The 14,538-nt window shown below is 33.7% G+C and carries 12 protein-coding genes; 7 read left to right on the forward strand and 5 right to left on the reverse strand.

From position 1 onward, the window contains the following. The first annotated feature begins 7 nt into the window (after positions 1–7). Both AAON49_RS08395 and AAON49_RS08400 read left to right on the forward strand, forming a co-directional pair. On the forward strand, positions 8–466 hold the full coding sequence (locus AAON49_RS08395; protein WP_349554070.1) for an Mpo1 family 2-hydroxy fatty acid dioxygenase: 459 nt from the start codon (positions 8–10) through the stop codon (positions 464–466). After that, on the forward strand, positions 466–804 hold the full coding sequence (locus AAON49_RS08400) for a tRNA-binding protein (protein WP_349554071.1): 339 nt from the start codon (positions 466–468) through the stop codon (positions 802–804). Before AAON49_RS08395 ends, AAON49_RS08400 begins: the two co-directional genes overlap by 1 nt. Positions 805–853: 49 nt before the next feature. Here the strand turns inward: AAON49_RS08400 and AAON49_RS08405 are convergent, their stop codons facing one another. After that, entirely contained in the window at positions 854–1,012 is a 159-nt protein-coding gene (locus AAON49_RS08405; RefSeq protein ID WP_349554072.1) for a YqaE/Pmp3 family membrane protein, read from the reverse strand. Positions 1,013–1,143: 131 nt separating this feature from the next. Next, complete coding sequence (locus AAON49_RS08410; protein WP_349554073.1) at positions 1,144–3,651, reverse strand: M14 family metallopeptidase; 2,508 nt, start codon at positions 3,649–3,651, stop codon at positions 1,144–1,146. 148 nt (positions 3,652–3,799) lie between these two features. Between AAON49_RS08410 and AAON49_RS08415 the strand changes: the two genes are divergently transcribed. Beyond that, on the forward strand, positions 3,800–4,861 hold the full coding sequence (locus AAON49_RS08415; protein ID WP_349554074.1) for a bestrophin family protein: 1,062 nt from the start codon (positions 3,800–3,802) through the stop codon (positions 4,859–4,861). An 83-nt stretch (positions 4,862–4,944) separates the two neighbouring features. On the opposite strand, the gene AAON49_RS08420 is transcribed toward AAON49_RS08415, so the two are convergent. Then, a complete protein-coding gene (locus AAON49_RS08420) occupies positions 4,945–5,757 on the reverse strand; it encodes a DUF1338 domain-containing protein (protein ID WP_349554075.1) in 813 nt (270 codons plus the stop codon). 160 nt (positions 5,758–5,917) lie between these two features. Here AAON49_RS08420 and AAON49_RS08425 point away from each other — a divergent pair, with 160 nt between their 5' ends. The 3 genes from AAON49_RS08425 (at position 5,918) to AAON49_RS08435 (ending at position 10,699) form a co-directional block, all read left to right on the forward strand. Continuing rightward, positions 5,918–6,376: an Lrp/AsnC family transcriptional regulator gene (locus AAON49_RS08425; protein WP_349554076.1), complete on the forward strand. Its 459-nt coding sequence runs from the start codon at positions 5,918–5,920 to the stop codon at positions 6,374–6,376. A 1-nt stretch (position 6,377) separates the two neighbouring features. Beyond that, positions 6,378–9,275, forward strand: a complete 2,898-nt coding sequence (locus AAON49_RS08430) for an FAD-binding and (Fe-S)-binding domain-containing protein (RefSeq protein ID WP_349554077.1) — start codon at positions 6,378–6,380, stop codon at positions 9,273–9,275. Positions 9,276–9,406: 131 nt separating this feature from the next. Beyond that, positions 9,407–10,699: an MFS transporter gene (locus tag AAON49_RS08435; RefSeq protein ID WP_349554078.1), complete on the forward strand. Its 1,293-nt coding sequence runs from the start codon at positions 9,407–9,409 to the stop codon at positions 10,697–10,699. Here the strand turns inward: AAON49_RS08435 and AAON49_RS08440 are convergent. Further along, positions 10,696–11,214, reverse strand: a complete 519-nt coding sequence (locus tag AAON49_RS08440; RefSeq protein ID WP_349554079.1) for a hypothetical protein — start codon at positions 11,212–11,214, stop codon at positions 10,696–10,698. The two genes, AAON49_RS08435 and AAON49_RS08440, sit on opposite strands and share 4 nt — an antisense overlap. A 54-nt stretch (positions 11,215–11,268) precedes the next feature. On the opposite strand from AAON49_RS08440, the gene AAON49_RS08445 reads away from it, so the two are divergent. After that, positions 11,269–11,709, forward strand: coding sequence for a hypothetical protein (locus AAON49_RS08445; RefSeq protein ID WP_349554080.1), 441 nt, complete (start codon positions 11,269–11,271; stop codon positions 11,707–11,709). Positions 11,710–11,764: 55 nt separating this feature from the next. Here AAON49_RS08445 and AAON49_RS08450 read toward each other — a convergent pair whose 3' ends face one another. Continuing rightward, complete coding sequence (locus AAON49_RS08450) at positions 11,765–14,416, reverse strand: valine--tRNA ligase (protein ID WP_349554081.1); 2,652 nt, start codon at positions 14,414–14,416, stop codon at positions 11,765–11,767. Positions 14,417–14,538: the final 122 nt, after the last annotated feature.

The raw sequence follows: 14,538 nt of genomic DNA on the forward strand, positions 1-14,538 counted from the left end.
CCGCAAAATGAAAACTGCTCAAGAATGGTTTGATGAATATGCTGTAAGTCATCAAAATCATACCAATCAACTTATTCATTACATCTGTGTTCCTGCAATATTCTTTAGTGTTATTGGTTTGCTAATGAGTATTCCAACTGGTTTTTTAGAAGATACTTTTGGATTGTACAACCCGCTTCTTGAGAATTGGGCCGTAGTTGTAGGGATTTTAATTTCTATTTTTTATTTGCGCTTAGGTTTCTGGTACTTTGCTCAGATGATTTTCTTTATCCTTTTAGCAATTATTGGAAATTATTGGCTAGGTAATAATGTAAACTTACTTTATGCTTCTATTCTCATTTTTGTTGTAGCATGGATTGGTCAATTTTACGGTCATAAAGTTGAAGGAAAAAAACCTTCCTTTATCAAAGACTTGCAATTCTTATTAATAGGTCCTTTGTGGGTTGTAAAAAAATTAAGTAAATAATGACTGAGGAAATTACATTTGAAGACTTTCTTAAGGTAGATATTCGAGTAGGGACGATTATTGAAGTAAATGATTTCCCGAAAGCTCGTAAGCCTGCATATCAATTAAAAATTGATTTTGGAGATTTGGGTATTAAAAAATCGAGCGCTCAAATCACTGATTTATATACAAAAGAAGAGTTACTAAACAGACAAGTGACTTCTATTGTAAATTTTAAGCCTCGTCAAATTGCCAATTTCATGAGTGAATGTCTTGTTTTGGGAGTATACAATCATGAAGGACATGTGGTTTTACTACAAGCTTCAAGAGAAATAAAAAACGGAGAGCAAATCAGTTAACCATTTGAAGTGAACAATGAACAATGTTAACTGATCATTGTATAACTTTTTATCTCTTCGGATTATTCAAAATTACCAAAGCACCTATTACTCCTGGAACCCAAGCACATAGTGTTAGTAAAAAAACAATGAAAAAAGAGCCACAACCTTTGTCTATAACTGATAAAGGCGGGAATAGAATTGCTAATAATACACGTAAAAAACTCATAGCTTATTTGTTGGTTAGTACACTTAAAAGACGTTTTAGAACTGAATTTGTTACATAAAAAATTCCGCGTCCATTTCAAAAATGTTGAATGTTCGCGGAATATCTTTATTCTTTATTTCTTACTCTTTCAATTACATTTGATTTCCAAAGAAAACAGCATTCATGAGTAACTTATTCGTTCCGTACCAGAAAGCTCTAAAGTTCGTATTGTCTGTAAAAATCATTACTCTACCTCTACCCATTCTTTGTACTTTAAAAGGAAGCGTATTCTTAATTACTTTGGAATTTTCTTTAGAGATATAACCGCTTAATAATGGGTTGCTCGTATACTGAATTGGATTATTATAACTTTTCTTATCAGGTTTGATAAATACTGTAGTATTTCTAAACATTGCAATCTTATCGTTTTTATATCCAAAATTAACTGGATGTGAACGATCTATATTTGCTTGAAAAATAGCGCCTCCAATTACTTGAGCTCCACTTTGTTTTGATCTATCTTCGAAAGACACGTTCTTTACCGTATCTATTTTTGCTTTTTCCAACTCTAATTTCATGAATTTTTGACTATTCAACCAATTCGCAGCATTTCTGTATCCAATAAGAACTCCACCATTTCTAACCCAAGTTTTTAATTTATCAGCAGATGCTTTACTCATGCTATAACTATTTGGAGCAATGATAGTGGTATATTTACTTAAATCTACACGATTAAAATAACTCATATCTAATTTAGTTACGTGCATATCATAGCGTTGATCAAACAAATGCCAAATTTCTCCAGCATCGTTTCCAAAGATATTTCCACCAACCAGCATAGCTACTTTAGGTTTTCTGATGTTTCTAAAATTATTACTTCCTAAATCAATTCCATCATTCAATCCGGTACTAACACCGTTTATTTGCAAATGAGATTCATCAGCTACTTTACTTAAGAATCTATATAATTCATTAGAATTTAATTTTTGATTTTGAACAGGAATAAAAATAGTTCCATACTCGTAAGCTGTTCCACCATTTTTAAAATTCTTCATTGAAACTTTGGCGCGAAGTCCTTTTTGCAGAATTGCATTCAGTGCTTTTGGTGTGTAGTATTCATTCCAAGGCATCAAATACCCTAGATCGCTCTTAACACTTACGTTTCCTTTTTTAAACTCTAACTTCTTCACCTCTGCTCCAGCTTTGTTCATGCTTACATTTCCGGCATAATCAACTCCAAAAGAGTGATTAAATGTCCATGCAGAAACATCATAGAACAAACTATCTTGGAATTTAGTTCTTACATCAAACATTGCTTTCACCAATCGTTGATTTTTTTGGTTCATAGGAACTACATAGCCATATCCTTTTTTGAATCGTTTTCCGTTGGCAGTAAAGTCAGATTTCAACTCATGAATCTTCACATTATGCCTTTTCAGAACTTCCGCTAAATGGTATGTTTTGGCAGCATCTTTAGAATCACCAAAAACAATTGCTTTTGCTTTTGAAGCTTCACTCCTTGCCTTTTTGTAAAAATCTTGTTGATATTTTAAAATCTTTACACGCATATTCTTTGCAGCTTCCAATGTAGACATAGCTGCTGTATACTGATTTCTAATAGTGAATGGAAATGTTAGCAATCCATTACTAGTTTCTTGTGCATGACCTCTTGAGCTTCCTTGCTCAAATAAAATTCCAATACTTCCATTGATATCAGGAAATGTAGAACCTTTCCCGTAATAAAAATCATCAAAACTTTCTTCAGAATAATATTGAGATCCTATTTTGTCTAATGCTTTGGCATGAAATGTTGCAATCTCTCTGGTTAAATCCTGATTCATTTGAGGTGTTAATGGATGTGTTCTACTAGGAATTCCTGGTTGAAAGAAAAAAGTAGAATTTGATCCCATTTCATGATGATCTGTTAAGATATTTGGTAACCACTTATGAAAAGTTGCAATTCTAGCTCTTGATTCTGGCAGTTGTACTGGCAACCAATCTCTGTTCATATCAAACCAATAGTGATTGGTTCTTCCTCTTGGCCAAACCTCTGTATATTCACGATCATTAGGGTCTGGATTAATATTCTTGCTTTTGTTTGTATTTGCCCAATAAGCAAAACGTTGTAGACCATCTGGATTAAAAGATGGATCAAAAAGAATTACTGTATTCTTTAGTAAATTTTCCGTAGAGGATTTCGACGAAGCTGCTAAGTAGTAAGCCGCTGCTAAAGCTGCATTAGAACCACTTGGCTCATTTCCGTGAATTGAAAAACCTTGATACACTACAATCGGATCATTCGTCACATCTATAGAAGAATCATCTGTTGCTGCAATATGTCTTTTGCGTATCTCTTCTAATCGCTGATGATTTTCTGGTGCAGTAATAGTTAATAATAGAATAGGCCTACCTTCAAAGGTCTTTCCTCGATCTTCTATGGTAATTCTATCAGAAGCAGCTGCTAAGGCTTTCATATACTCTACAAGCTTATCATGAGTAATATGCCATTCTCCTACTTCATGACCAATAACTTCTTTAGGTGTTGGAATGTTGGTATTGTATCTCTCGTCTCCTGGAATATAATAACGTAAATCTACTTTTTGTGCTGACAATGAGAACGTTATCATCAACAACAAAAATACAGTCAGAAAATTTTTCATTGGGAATTTAGAATTTGGTTCTAACAAATATATTAAAATCACATTCATCCTATATATCTGTATAACTATTTAACGTGATTTGTTTATCTGTTTGTAAATCTTACATTTAAAAAGAAAACCATTATTTTTGAATATATAACCACACTCTATGTTCACCAAAAACAGGTATTCAAGTTCTGATATGTTAAAATGGTCTCGTCAGGAGATTATTCTTTTTTTTATCTATGCAACTATTATAACTTCTCTATACGAGATTTTTAATTTCACTTTTTTAAGTATTCCATGGACTCCAGTTGCTTTGATAGGTACTGCCTTGGCTTTTATGGTTGGATTCCTTAATAATTCGGCATATGATCGTATTTGGGAGGCTAGAAAAATCTGGGGAGCCATTGTAAATTCCTCTAGAACTTGGGGAATGAAAGTTCAAGATATGATAAGTAATGAACATGCAGAAAATCCCATGTCTGAAGATGAGTTAAAAGAAGAAAAAAGAATTCTTATCTACAGACATATAGCATGGCTAACTGCTCTTCGCTATGCCATGCGACAACGCAAAAGTTGGGAAACAGCAATGAAACATCGTACCAATAGAGAATGGTCTAAAATGCTCCATATTCCTGAAAGAATTTCAAGCTTAGAAGATAATTTAAGTATGTACTTAAGTGCTGAAGAAAAGGAATATGTTTTAAGCAAAGGCAATAAGCAAACTGCACTTTTATATTTACAATCTGCTCATATTAAGAAATTAAAAGACAAAGGTTTTATTTGGGGTTTTGCCTTTTTAGAATTAGAGAATGTATTGGAAGAATTGTTTACACACCAAGGGAAATCTGAAAGAATCAAAAATTTCCCCTATCCAAGACAGTTTAGTAGCTTAGCTTATTATCTTACCAATTTGTTTTTAATATTGATGCCTTTTGGAATTATTAGTGAGTTTGCAGAAATAGGTGATAATTTTCTTGTAAGTTACCCTTGGATTGCAAATCATTTTGTTTGGCTAACTATTCCTTTTTGTATTTGTGTTTCCTGGGCATTCCATTTGATGGAAAGAATTCCGCGTGTTGGAGAAAATCCTTTTGAAGGAACTGCTAATGATGTTCCTATCTCTACAATTTCAAGAGGTATAGAAATCAATCTTCGTGAAATGTTAGATGAAGACACTGAAGAAATTCCAGCTCCATTTCCTGAAGAAAGAAATGTTCAAATGTAAATTCAGAAAATAAAAAAGCATCATTTCTACTCCCCCTTAAAGTTTGAAATGACGCTTAAACTAAATTTCCTTTTTCTGAAGTATTATACTTCTTGCAATTTCATATCTGTGCTTTCAAATATTTTATCTGCTGAACCAGCAATAAATCCTGAATATAATTCTCCTGTAATCATCGGATGTCGGTAAGCAAACTCATAATAACAAGAAGTTATTTCTTTTGTTAACTCTTGGAATTCAACAGGAATTTTGTCTGCCAATACACTCGATTGCTCTAGCATTTGTTCTGGAGTTCCTTTGATCTCTCCTCCAGATGTATTCATTTTATAACTATTCATTTTTAGGAATTCATTCACTTCTTCTAAAGAAGAAAATGTGTCCAATCTATTCACATCAACAGTAAAATGGTTTGAGCAAAAACCATTTACATACAACCAAGCTGCATATTCTGTTTCTTCTAACAACTCATTGTAAGTTTTATAACTTGGAGTTTCCCACAAACGCCCTTTAAAAACCAATTCACTAGGGTTCAAATTTTCTAGATCAATACTATCAATCATATTTTCTACTTCTCTTTGTAGCGATGTAGAAAACTCTTCTACTAATAATTGACTAATAAAAACTCTTGGAGCATTTCTATCTGTGTTATGTTCAAAGTGTTTTGCATACAATTTCTTTTTTTCAAAATGGTATTCTCCACATTCTACATATCCAGCTTCTAAAAAAGGAGTTGCTAAAACATCAATATTTACACGAGGGTCATTAAATGTTCTAAAAGCAACATGATCATTGTAAACCGAGTTGCCTTCCTTAAGAAATAGATTCTTAATTTTTTCTGCAGAAGGAGTACGTTGGGTGTATTCATTCCACAATTTGTCAAAAAGTTGTGTTGTTGTCATTCTAAATTAAAATAATTTACGTTGCAAAAATAAATTGATTTGATTTTATAATCATTATTAAACAACCACTTTAATCACATATACATTTATTTTATGTCAATTTAATTTTTATTAATCTTAAAAACGGTATTTTTGTTTCAACCTATTTAAAATCTGTTTTATGGAAAGTCAATTTGATTATATCGATACACAACTTCTTTCACATCTAAGGGCTGATGCTAGAAAAGCTTACTCACAAATTGCTGAAGAATTAAATGTTTCTAATTCTTTAGTGCATCAAAGAATCAAAAAATTAACTCAAGAAGGAGTTATTAAAAAAGCAGAATTCATTTTAGACGAAAAAAAACTGGGGTACAAGACTAAGTCCTATACTGGTATCAGATTACGTGAAGCTCGTTTTGCAAAAAGTGTCATGAAAGAACTTCACAAGATTAGTGAAATTGTTGAATGTAATTATGTATCTGGAAACTATGCCATTTTTATTTTGATTTTTGCAAAAGATAACGAACATTTGCAGAGAATTTTATACGATAAAGTGCATCTGATTTCTGGAGTAGCTGGAACAGATTCTTTTATCTGTTTCGATACTGGTTTTCAGCGAAACGTACCAATTGAATAACATGGTTGACAAAACAATTTTAGAAAGTCTACAATCTACTTTAACCGGAGAGCTTTTTTATGATGCATTACACAAGAGTATGTATGCTACCGATGCTTCTGTTTATAGAAAGATTCCATTAGCAGTAGCCTATCCAAAAGAAATTGAAGACATTCAAGAACTTATTCGTTTTGCTCAACAATATAAAATTACGTTGATTCCCAGAACAGCAGGAACATCGTTAGCGGGTCAATGTGTTGGAGAAGGAATCGTTGTAGATGTTTCTAAGTATTTTACTCAAATACTCGCTTTTGATGAACTCAACAAGACTATCACAGTTCAACCAGGTGTTATTCGTGATGAATTAAATTTATTTCTAAAACCTTTTGGTTTGTTTTTTGGTCCAAATACCTCAACCTCCAATCGATGTATGATAGGTGGAATGGTAGGAAACAATTCTTCTGGAAGCACTTCAATTAAGTATGGAGTTACACGAGATAAGGTTCTTCAAATTGAAGGCCTTCTTAGTGATGGAAGTCAAGTTTCTTTTGGAAAACTAAGTTCAGAAGAATTCAAAGCAAAAACTCGCGAAAACAATCTAGAAGGAAAAATATACAAGTCTTTATATCAAGAACTCTCTCAAGAGATTATTCAACAAGAGATACACTCACAATTCCCTAAAGCTTCTATTCATAGAAGAAATACTGGGTATGCTGTTGATGAGCTTTTAGATTCTAATCTTTTTGGTGGAGAAAACAACACCGTCAATGTTGCAAAATTACTATCTGGTAGTGAAGGAACACTTGTTTTTTCAACTGCAATTACTTTACAATTAGACACTGTACAACCTTCAGAAAGTGTTATTGTAGCTTCTCATTTTGAAAGTGTTGACGAAAGTTTAAAAGCTACTGTCTTAGCCATGAATCACAATTTATATACTTGTGAGTTAATGGATAAGGTAATTTTAGACTGTACAAAAAACAATCGAGAGCAAGCAAAAAACAGATTCTTCATCAAAGGAGATCCAGAAGCTGTTTTGATGTTAGAAATCTCTACTGATACCATTGAAGAAGCTCATTTATTAGCTGACAAACTTATTCAAGACCTTGAAAATAATGGTTTTGGATATCACCATCCAAAAATAGCTGGAAGTGATATCAAACGCCTTTTTGATCTTCGTAAAGCCGGTTTAGGCCTCTTAGGAAATATGATTGGAGATCCAAAAGCAGTGGCATGTATAGAAGATACTGCAGTAGATTTAAACGATCTTCCTAGCTATATTGAAGAGTTTGCTCTAATTATGGAAAAACACCAGCAAAGGGCAGTGTATTACGCGCATGCTGGAGCTGGTGAATTGCATTTACGTCCTATCTTAAATTTGAAAAAATCGGAAGACGTAGATCTATTCAGGAAGATTACTACAGAGACAGCCGAACTCGTTAAAAAATACGGAGGTTCGTTTAGTGGAGAACATGGAGATGGAATTGTTCGTGCTGAATTCATTCCCTTAATGATCGGCCAAAAAAATTATGAACTTTTAAAACGTATTAAAAAAGCTTTTGATCCTAATAATGTATTCAATCAAGGAAAGATAACTGAGGCTTTTGCTATGGATGAAAGTTTACGTTATGAAATCGATAGACAAGAACCTGAGATAGAAACCATTCAAGATTTCTCTGACAATCAAGGTATTTTACGTTTGGCTGAGAAGTGCAACGGATCAGGAGATTGCAGAAAACCTGCATCAGCTGGAGGAGCAATGTGCCCAAGTTACCGTGCTACAAAAGACGAAAAAGACACCACAAGAGCTAGAGCAAATGCGTTACGTGAATTTTTAACAAATTCTGAAAAGGTAAATAAATTCGATCACCAAGAACTGAAAGAGGTTTTTGATCTCTGTTTAAGCTGTAAAGCCTGCGCTAGCGAATGTCCTAGTAATGTAGATGTGGCTGCTTTAAAAGCTGAATTTTTGTATCAATATCAAGAAGAAAACGGATATTCTTTCCGAAGCAAGTTATTTGCAAACAACGTTAAATACAACAAGTTAGGAAGCCTTACTCCTGCTCTTACTAATCTAGTTCTCAATACATCTTTGGTAAAAAGAATCATGGGTGTAGCAACAGAAAGAAGTGTTCCAAAATTAGCTTCTACTACATTAGAAAAATGGTTTGCAAAAAAACGTCCATCTCAACATCAAAAAACTATATACTTGTTTTGTGACGAGTTTACCAATTATTACGATGTGGGAATTGGTAAGGATGCTGTTATCTTGTTAGAGCGACTAGGGTACAAAGTTGAATTCACTCAACATAAAGAAAGTGGTCGTAGTTTTATTTCGAAAGGATTTTTAAAAGAAGCCAAAGAATTGGCTAACGAAAACGTAAGTCATTTTAGTACGTTAATCTCAGAAGAAACGCCTTTACTTGGTGTAGAACCTTCGGCTATTTTAACATTTAGAGATGAATATTTACGTTTGGCCAACGATAAAGATGCTGCGCAGCAAATTGCAAAAAATACATTTACCATTGAAGAATTTTTAAGTAAAGAATTTGAACTAGGAAAGATTAATGTAAATTTATTTACTACTCAAGAAAGAGCCATTAAAATTCACGGTCACTGCCATCAAAAAGCCTTATCTAGTACACACGCAAGTTTCCAATTACTCAACATTCCTAAAAACTACAAACCTACCATCATGAACACTGGCTGCTGTGGAATGGCCGGATCTTTTGGTTATGAAAAAGAGCATTACAACGTAAGCATGCAAGTAGGTGAAGACACTTTGTTTCCTAAAGTAAGGAATACACCAAAAGACACTATTATTGCTGCTGCTGGAACCAGTTGCCGACATCAAATCTTTGACGGCACAGAGCGAATAGCAAAACATCCAGTAACGATTTTGATGGAAGCGCTGGTGTAATGATTAAGAATGCCTGAATGAATTAATGAGCAATGTTGTAATGATTACAAGTATTTATTGATATCTTGTAGCATTGATTCACTGACCTTTTAATGAGTATTTCCTTGAAGAAACAAAATAAAGCTTTATCCATGTTTGCACTCATTGTTGCAGGTGAAGCAATCTTCTTATTACCTTTTATTCTCATTCGTGTTTTTAAACCTATTATTCGAGAAGCTTTTTTGGTTTCTGATGCTCAGTTAGGTGAAGTCCAAGCTTTTTACGGAATCACCGCTTTAATTTCCTACTTCTTTGGAGGGTTTATTGCAGACAGATGGGAGGCTAGAAAACTCATTGCCATCTCTATTTTCTGTACAGCATTAGGCGGTATTTGGATGATGACCATTCCCTCTGTATTTGCGCTCAAATTTTTATATGGTTTTTGGGGAGTGTCTACAATTCTACTCTTTTGGGCAGCTTTGATCAAAGCTACTCGCGATTGGGGAGACACGCATACACAAGGAATTTCTTTTGGTCTTCTGGATGGCGGACGGGGTGCTTTTGCTGCACTAATAGCCACGTTTGGTTCTTTTATTCCATTGCTCTTTTTTCCAGAAGATATGTCGACAGTAACACATGCTGACAAAGTTGTGACCATGCAATATATTATTGGATTCATGACTTTTATTGCGCTCTTAGTTGCTGTTTTTGTGTGGAAAGCTATTCCTAATTCTACACATGATTCTTTGTCATTCCCGAGTAATCGGGAATCTACTCATCAGAAAGAAATGGATTCCCACGTTCGTGAGAATGACACAAAAACGTCAGTACATTTTGATGCTCGACAGGTTTTTTCGTTGCTGACAAAACCTAAAATTATATTCCATTCTTTGATTATTGTCTGTGCATATTCTGCTTACAAACTAACAGGAACTTATGCTACTTATGCCAAAGATGTTTGGGGTTTTAATTTACAAGAAGCTTCTTATTTTGGCGTAACAGTGCAATGGATGCGTCCTATTGCCGCTATTACTATTGGTTGGATTGCCGATAAGTATATGGCTTCAAAGCTAAGTTTGGTGAGTTTTTCTTTGATGACACTAGCCTCCTTGATTTTAGGTTTTGGTTGGTTTGAACATCAAGCGATTGGATTCTCTATGGCTACATTTTTTATGATGGTGATTGGAACCTATTCCTTACGAGGACTGTATTTTGCCATTATTGAAGAAGCAAAAACACCGAAAAATTTGACCGGAACTGTGGTAGGTATTATCTCTGTGGTTGGATTTACACCAGATATCTTTATGTCTTTACTTTCTGGCTATATGCTTGGGAAAAACCCTACGATTGTAGAATATCAAAACCTGTTTCAATTGTTTGCCTTGTTTCCTTTGGTAGGATTGTTAGCAACGATTGGGTTTAGGAGGATGATAAAAAACTTTTAATTTTTATCAATCATTAAAATTTTATTGTCAGTTGGATTTCTTCTGTCATAAATAATTTTAATGGTATCGTTTATTTTCAATCTTTCTTTAAAATACTTAGAATAATCTTCTTTTAATATTTCGTACAACCCATCAAATGAATATTTATCAACTTTAAACGTATAAATTATGTGATAATTATCTGGTCCAGTTGCATCCAGTTCATTCATTATATAAGCATTACTTACAATATTTTTTACTATAGCCTCCGTAACAATTCCATTCTTTTTCAAATTTCTATCTCGACTATTATTTAATATGTATAGAAATGTAAGTAAAAGCAATAATAGAGAAAGTATAAAGTACATCTCTTTAGAGCTTTTCCACTGTGTTATGTTAAACCTACCAGCAATAATTTTTTTCCCTTCTATATGTTTTGCCCTATGACTTTTCAAATCAAAATTATCTAATTCTATTGTTTGTGTAAATATAATTTCTATATCTAACTTAAAAATAAAACTCGACGAAAAAAACATAACATTTTGATTTTCAGCGATTTTTCTAGTAACTTTATTGGAAACATTATTCTTATGTCTACTACTAATAAAATCATCGTAAAAAACGCTGCATTTATATTCTTAGGAATTTCAGTGTACTTCTTTTTGATGAAATTGTTAGGTCTGGAGGCACGTTCTGAGCTTCGTTTTTTGAATTTTATTTTTGTTTTGTGGGGAATCAACAACGCCATCAAAACAAATATTCATGCCAATAATGAAAATCTCTATGTGCGAAATCTAGCAATAGGAGTGGCAACTTCTGCCTTATCGGTAGCCATGTCAATCATAGGATTAATTCTCTATGTAAACTTAATTGATTCTGGCTTGGTTGCGCTTCTTCAAGAATCATTCTTGTGGACAGGAAATCTAACGATGCCTTTAATTGTCTTTGCTTTGTTTGTAGAAGGTATGGCATCTTCAGTAATCTGCTCATTCATCTTAATGCAGTACTATAAGAATTATAAGATGGCTTAAAATCAAAAAAAGCCGCTCATGATGAGCGGCTTTTTGTTTTGTATAAGTTTCTTCTCTACTTCAAAGATGCCAAACTCGACTTAATCGTTTCTATCTTCGCTAGTGTATCTGATTCTTTTTTGCGTTCTAAAGCAATGACTTGTTCTGGAGCATTGTTTACAAAACGTTCATTAGAGAGTTTCTTTTGAATTCCAACTAAAAATCCTTCAGCACGTTTTAATTCTTTATTTAATTTCTCTATTTCTTCTTCTACATTGATGTTGTCTAAAGAAATTGGCACAAAATATTCGTTCGATTTTACGCGAAACGAAGCCCCATCAACTTTTTCATTTACGTAATTAATTTGTGATGCATTGGTTAACTTTTGAATTACCGAATCAAAGTCTTTGGTAAAATTCTCATTGTTCATTATAGAGATTTCTATAGCTTCTTTAAACGCAATGTTTTTCTCTTTTCTAATCGTTCTAATTCCAGAAACTACATCTGAGGCAAAATCAAAATTTGAAATTAATGATGCATCAAAAGAGCTTAGCTTAGGATATTTTGCAATGATTAATGCTTGTTCTGGTGTTCTCTCTTCTATAGATTGCCAAATCTCTTCCGTTAAGAACGGCATAAAAGGATGTAAAATCTTCAAATTATCTTCAAAGATTTCTATGACTTCTTTATAAGTTTTAGCATCTATTGGTTGTTGATACGGTGGTTTTACAATCTCAAGCAACCAGCCACAAAAATCGTCATAAATCAATTTATAGATCGCCATTAACGCATCTGATAAACGATATTTACTATAATGATCTTCTATCTCAGCCAATACTTTTTGGAATTTAGATCGATACCAATCTAATGCAATTCGACTAGATTCTGGTTGTGCTACTTCTTCTGAAGTTTCCCAAAGAGTTGTCAAATAAAAAGCACTCCAAACCTTGTTTGCCAACCCTTTTCCTTGTTGACATAAGGCTTCATCAAACAATAGATCATTTCCGGCAGCAGAACTCAATAACAATCCTACACGAACTCCGTCAGCGCCAAAATCTTCAATCAGTTTTAATGCATCTGGCGAATTCCCTAAAGATTTCGACATTTTTCGACGTTGCTTGTCTCGTACCAAACCTGTGAGATACACATTTTCATACGGACGTTCGTCTTTGTATTCATATCCAGCAATAATCATACGTGCTACCCAGAAAAATAAAATGTCTGGTCCTGTAACCAAATCGTTTGTTGGGTAATAATATTTGATCTCTTCGTTTTCAGGATTTCGAATTCCATCAAACACAGACATTGGCCATAACCAAGATGAAAACCAAGTATCTAAAGCGTCTGGATCTTGAGTTAGGTCATCTAAAGTTAAAGACCTCTCTACTGCACTTGAGGATGCATTTAACTTCTCTTGTGCTAATTGTAATGCTTCTTCTTTGGTTTCAGCAACAACAAAATCGTTTTTACCATCTCCATAATAGTAAGCTGGTATCTGTTGTCCCCACCAAAGTTGACGAGAAATATTCCAATCGCGGATATTTTCCATCCAATGTCGATATGTATTTTCGAACTTTTTTGGAAACAATTTTACGTCTCCGGTTTTTAAAACGGCATCTAAGGCTGGTTTTGCCAATTGCTCCATTTTTAAGAACCATTGATCAGATAACCTTGGTTCGATGACCGCCTTGGTTCTTTCTGACGTTCCAACATTATGAGTTATACTTTCAGTTTTTACCAGAATTTCCATTTCTTCCAGCTCAGCAACTACATCTTTTCTGGCTACTACTCTATCTTTTCCTTCGTGATGTAATCCGAAGCTATTCATCGATCCATCAGCATGTAAAACATCAACTACTTCTAAGTTGTGTCTTTCTCCAATCTCTTTATCGTTTACATCGTGTGCGGGAGTTACCTTCAAACATCCAGTTCCAAACTCGATATCTACATAATCATCTTCAATAATAGGAATGACACGATTACAAATAGGAACAATTACTTTTTTACCTTTTAAATGTGTATATCTTTCGTCATTTGGATTGATACAAACAGCTGTATCTCCTAATATGGTTTCAGGACGAGTAGTTGCAATAGTTACAAACTCGTTTTCTCCTTCTATTTGATACTTTACGTAGTATAATTTGTCTGTTCTCTCTTCATAGATTACTTCTTCATCAGATAGTGTTGTTTGCGCTTCTGGATCCCAATTTACCATTCTGTAACCGCGATAAATCAGACCCTTGTTATATAAATCAACAAATACTTTGATGACCGCTTCAGACATGTCTGGATCCATTGTAAATTTTGTACGATCCCAATCGCAAGAAGCTCCTAACTTTTTTAACTGTTCAAGAATAATTCCACCATACTTATTTTTCCATTCCCAAGCATGTTCTAAAAATTCTTCTCTTGTTAAATCGTTTTTATCTATTCCTTGTTCTTTCAATTTTGCCACAACTTTTGCTTCAGTAGCAATAGAGGCATGATCCATTCCTGGTACCCAACAAGCATTTTTCCCTAACAAACGAGCACGACGGATCAATACATCTTGAATCGTATTATTTAGCATGTGCCCCATGTGTAAGACTCCAGTAACATTTGGTGGAGGAATAACTATGGTATAGGGTTCTCTTTCATCTACTTCTGAATGAAAATAATTGTGTTTCATCCAGTAAGCATACCACTTGTCTTCTACTAAAGTTGCATCATATTTAGATGGAATACTCATAAATTGGAATAGTTTTTGAATATAGCCTACAAAAGTACAACTATCTATAACATTAGAAAAGATTAAAGATTAAAGATTAAAGAGAAAGGATTGTTAGTTTCTTGTTTGACAATTGATAGTTG

Origin of the sequence: Pseudotenacibaculum sp. MALMAid0570 (genome assembly GCF_040151415.1) — a bacterium.
Classification (GTDB): domain Bacteria; phylum Bacteroidota; class Bacteroidia; order Flavobacteriales; family Flavobacteriaceae; genus Polaribacter.

What these genes read in the sequence shown, in the direction of transcription:
- AAON49_RS08395 (WP_349554070.1), top strand. Translation starts at nt 8, where the DNA reads ATGAAAACTGCTCAAGAATGGTTTGATGAATATGCTGTAAGTCATCAA.
- AAON49_RS08400 (WP_349554071.1), top strand. Translation starts at nt 466, where the DNA reads ATGACTGAGGAAATTACATTTGAAGACTTTCTTAAGGTAGATATTCGA.
- AAON49_RS08405 (WP_349554072.1), bottom strand. Translation starts at nt 1,012, where the DNA reads ATGAGTTTTTTACGTGTATTATTAGCAATTCTATTCCCGCCTTTATCA.
- AAON49_RS08410 (WP_349554073.1), bottom strand. Translation starts at nt 3,651, where the DNA reads ATGAAAAATTTTCTGACTGTATTTTTGTTGTTGATGATAACGTTCTCA.
- AAON49_RS08415 (WP_349554074.1), top strand. Translation starts at nt 3,800, where the DNA reads ATGTTCACCAAAAACAGGTATTCAAGTTCTGATATGTTAAAATGGTCT.
- AAON49_RS08420 (WP_349554075.1), bottom strand. Translation starts at nt 5,757, where the DNA reads ATGACAACAACACAACTTTTTGACAAATTGTGGAATGAATACACCCAA.
- AAON49_RS08425 (WP_349554076.1), top strand. Translation starts at nt 5,918, where the DNA reads ATGGAAAGTCAATTTGATTATATCGATACACAACTTCTTTCACATCTA.
- AAON49_RS08430 (WP_349554077.1), top strand. Translation starts at nt 6,378, where the DNA reads ATGGTTGACAAAACAATTTTAGAAAGTCTACAATCTACTTTAACCGGA.
- AAON49_RS08435 (WP_349554078.1), top strand. Translation starts at nt 9,407, where the DNA reads ATGTTTGCACTCATTGTTGCAGGTGAAGCAATCTTCTTATTACCTTTT.
- AAON49_RS08440 (WP_349554079.1), bottom strand. Translation starts at nt 11,214, where the DNA reads ATGTTTTTTTCGTCGAGTTTTATTTTTAAGTTAGATATAGAAATTATA.
- AAON49_RS08445 (WP_349554080.1), top strand. Translation starts at nt 11,269, where the DNA reads ATGTCTACTACTAATAAAATCATCGTAAAAAACGCTGCATTTATATTC.
- AAON49_RS08450 (WP_349554081.1), bottom strand. Translation starts at nt 14,416, where the DNA reads ATGAGTATTCCATCTAAATATGATGCAACTTTAGTAGAAGACAAGTGG.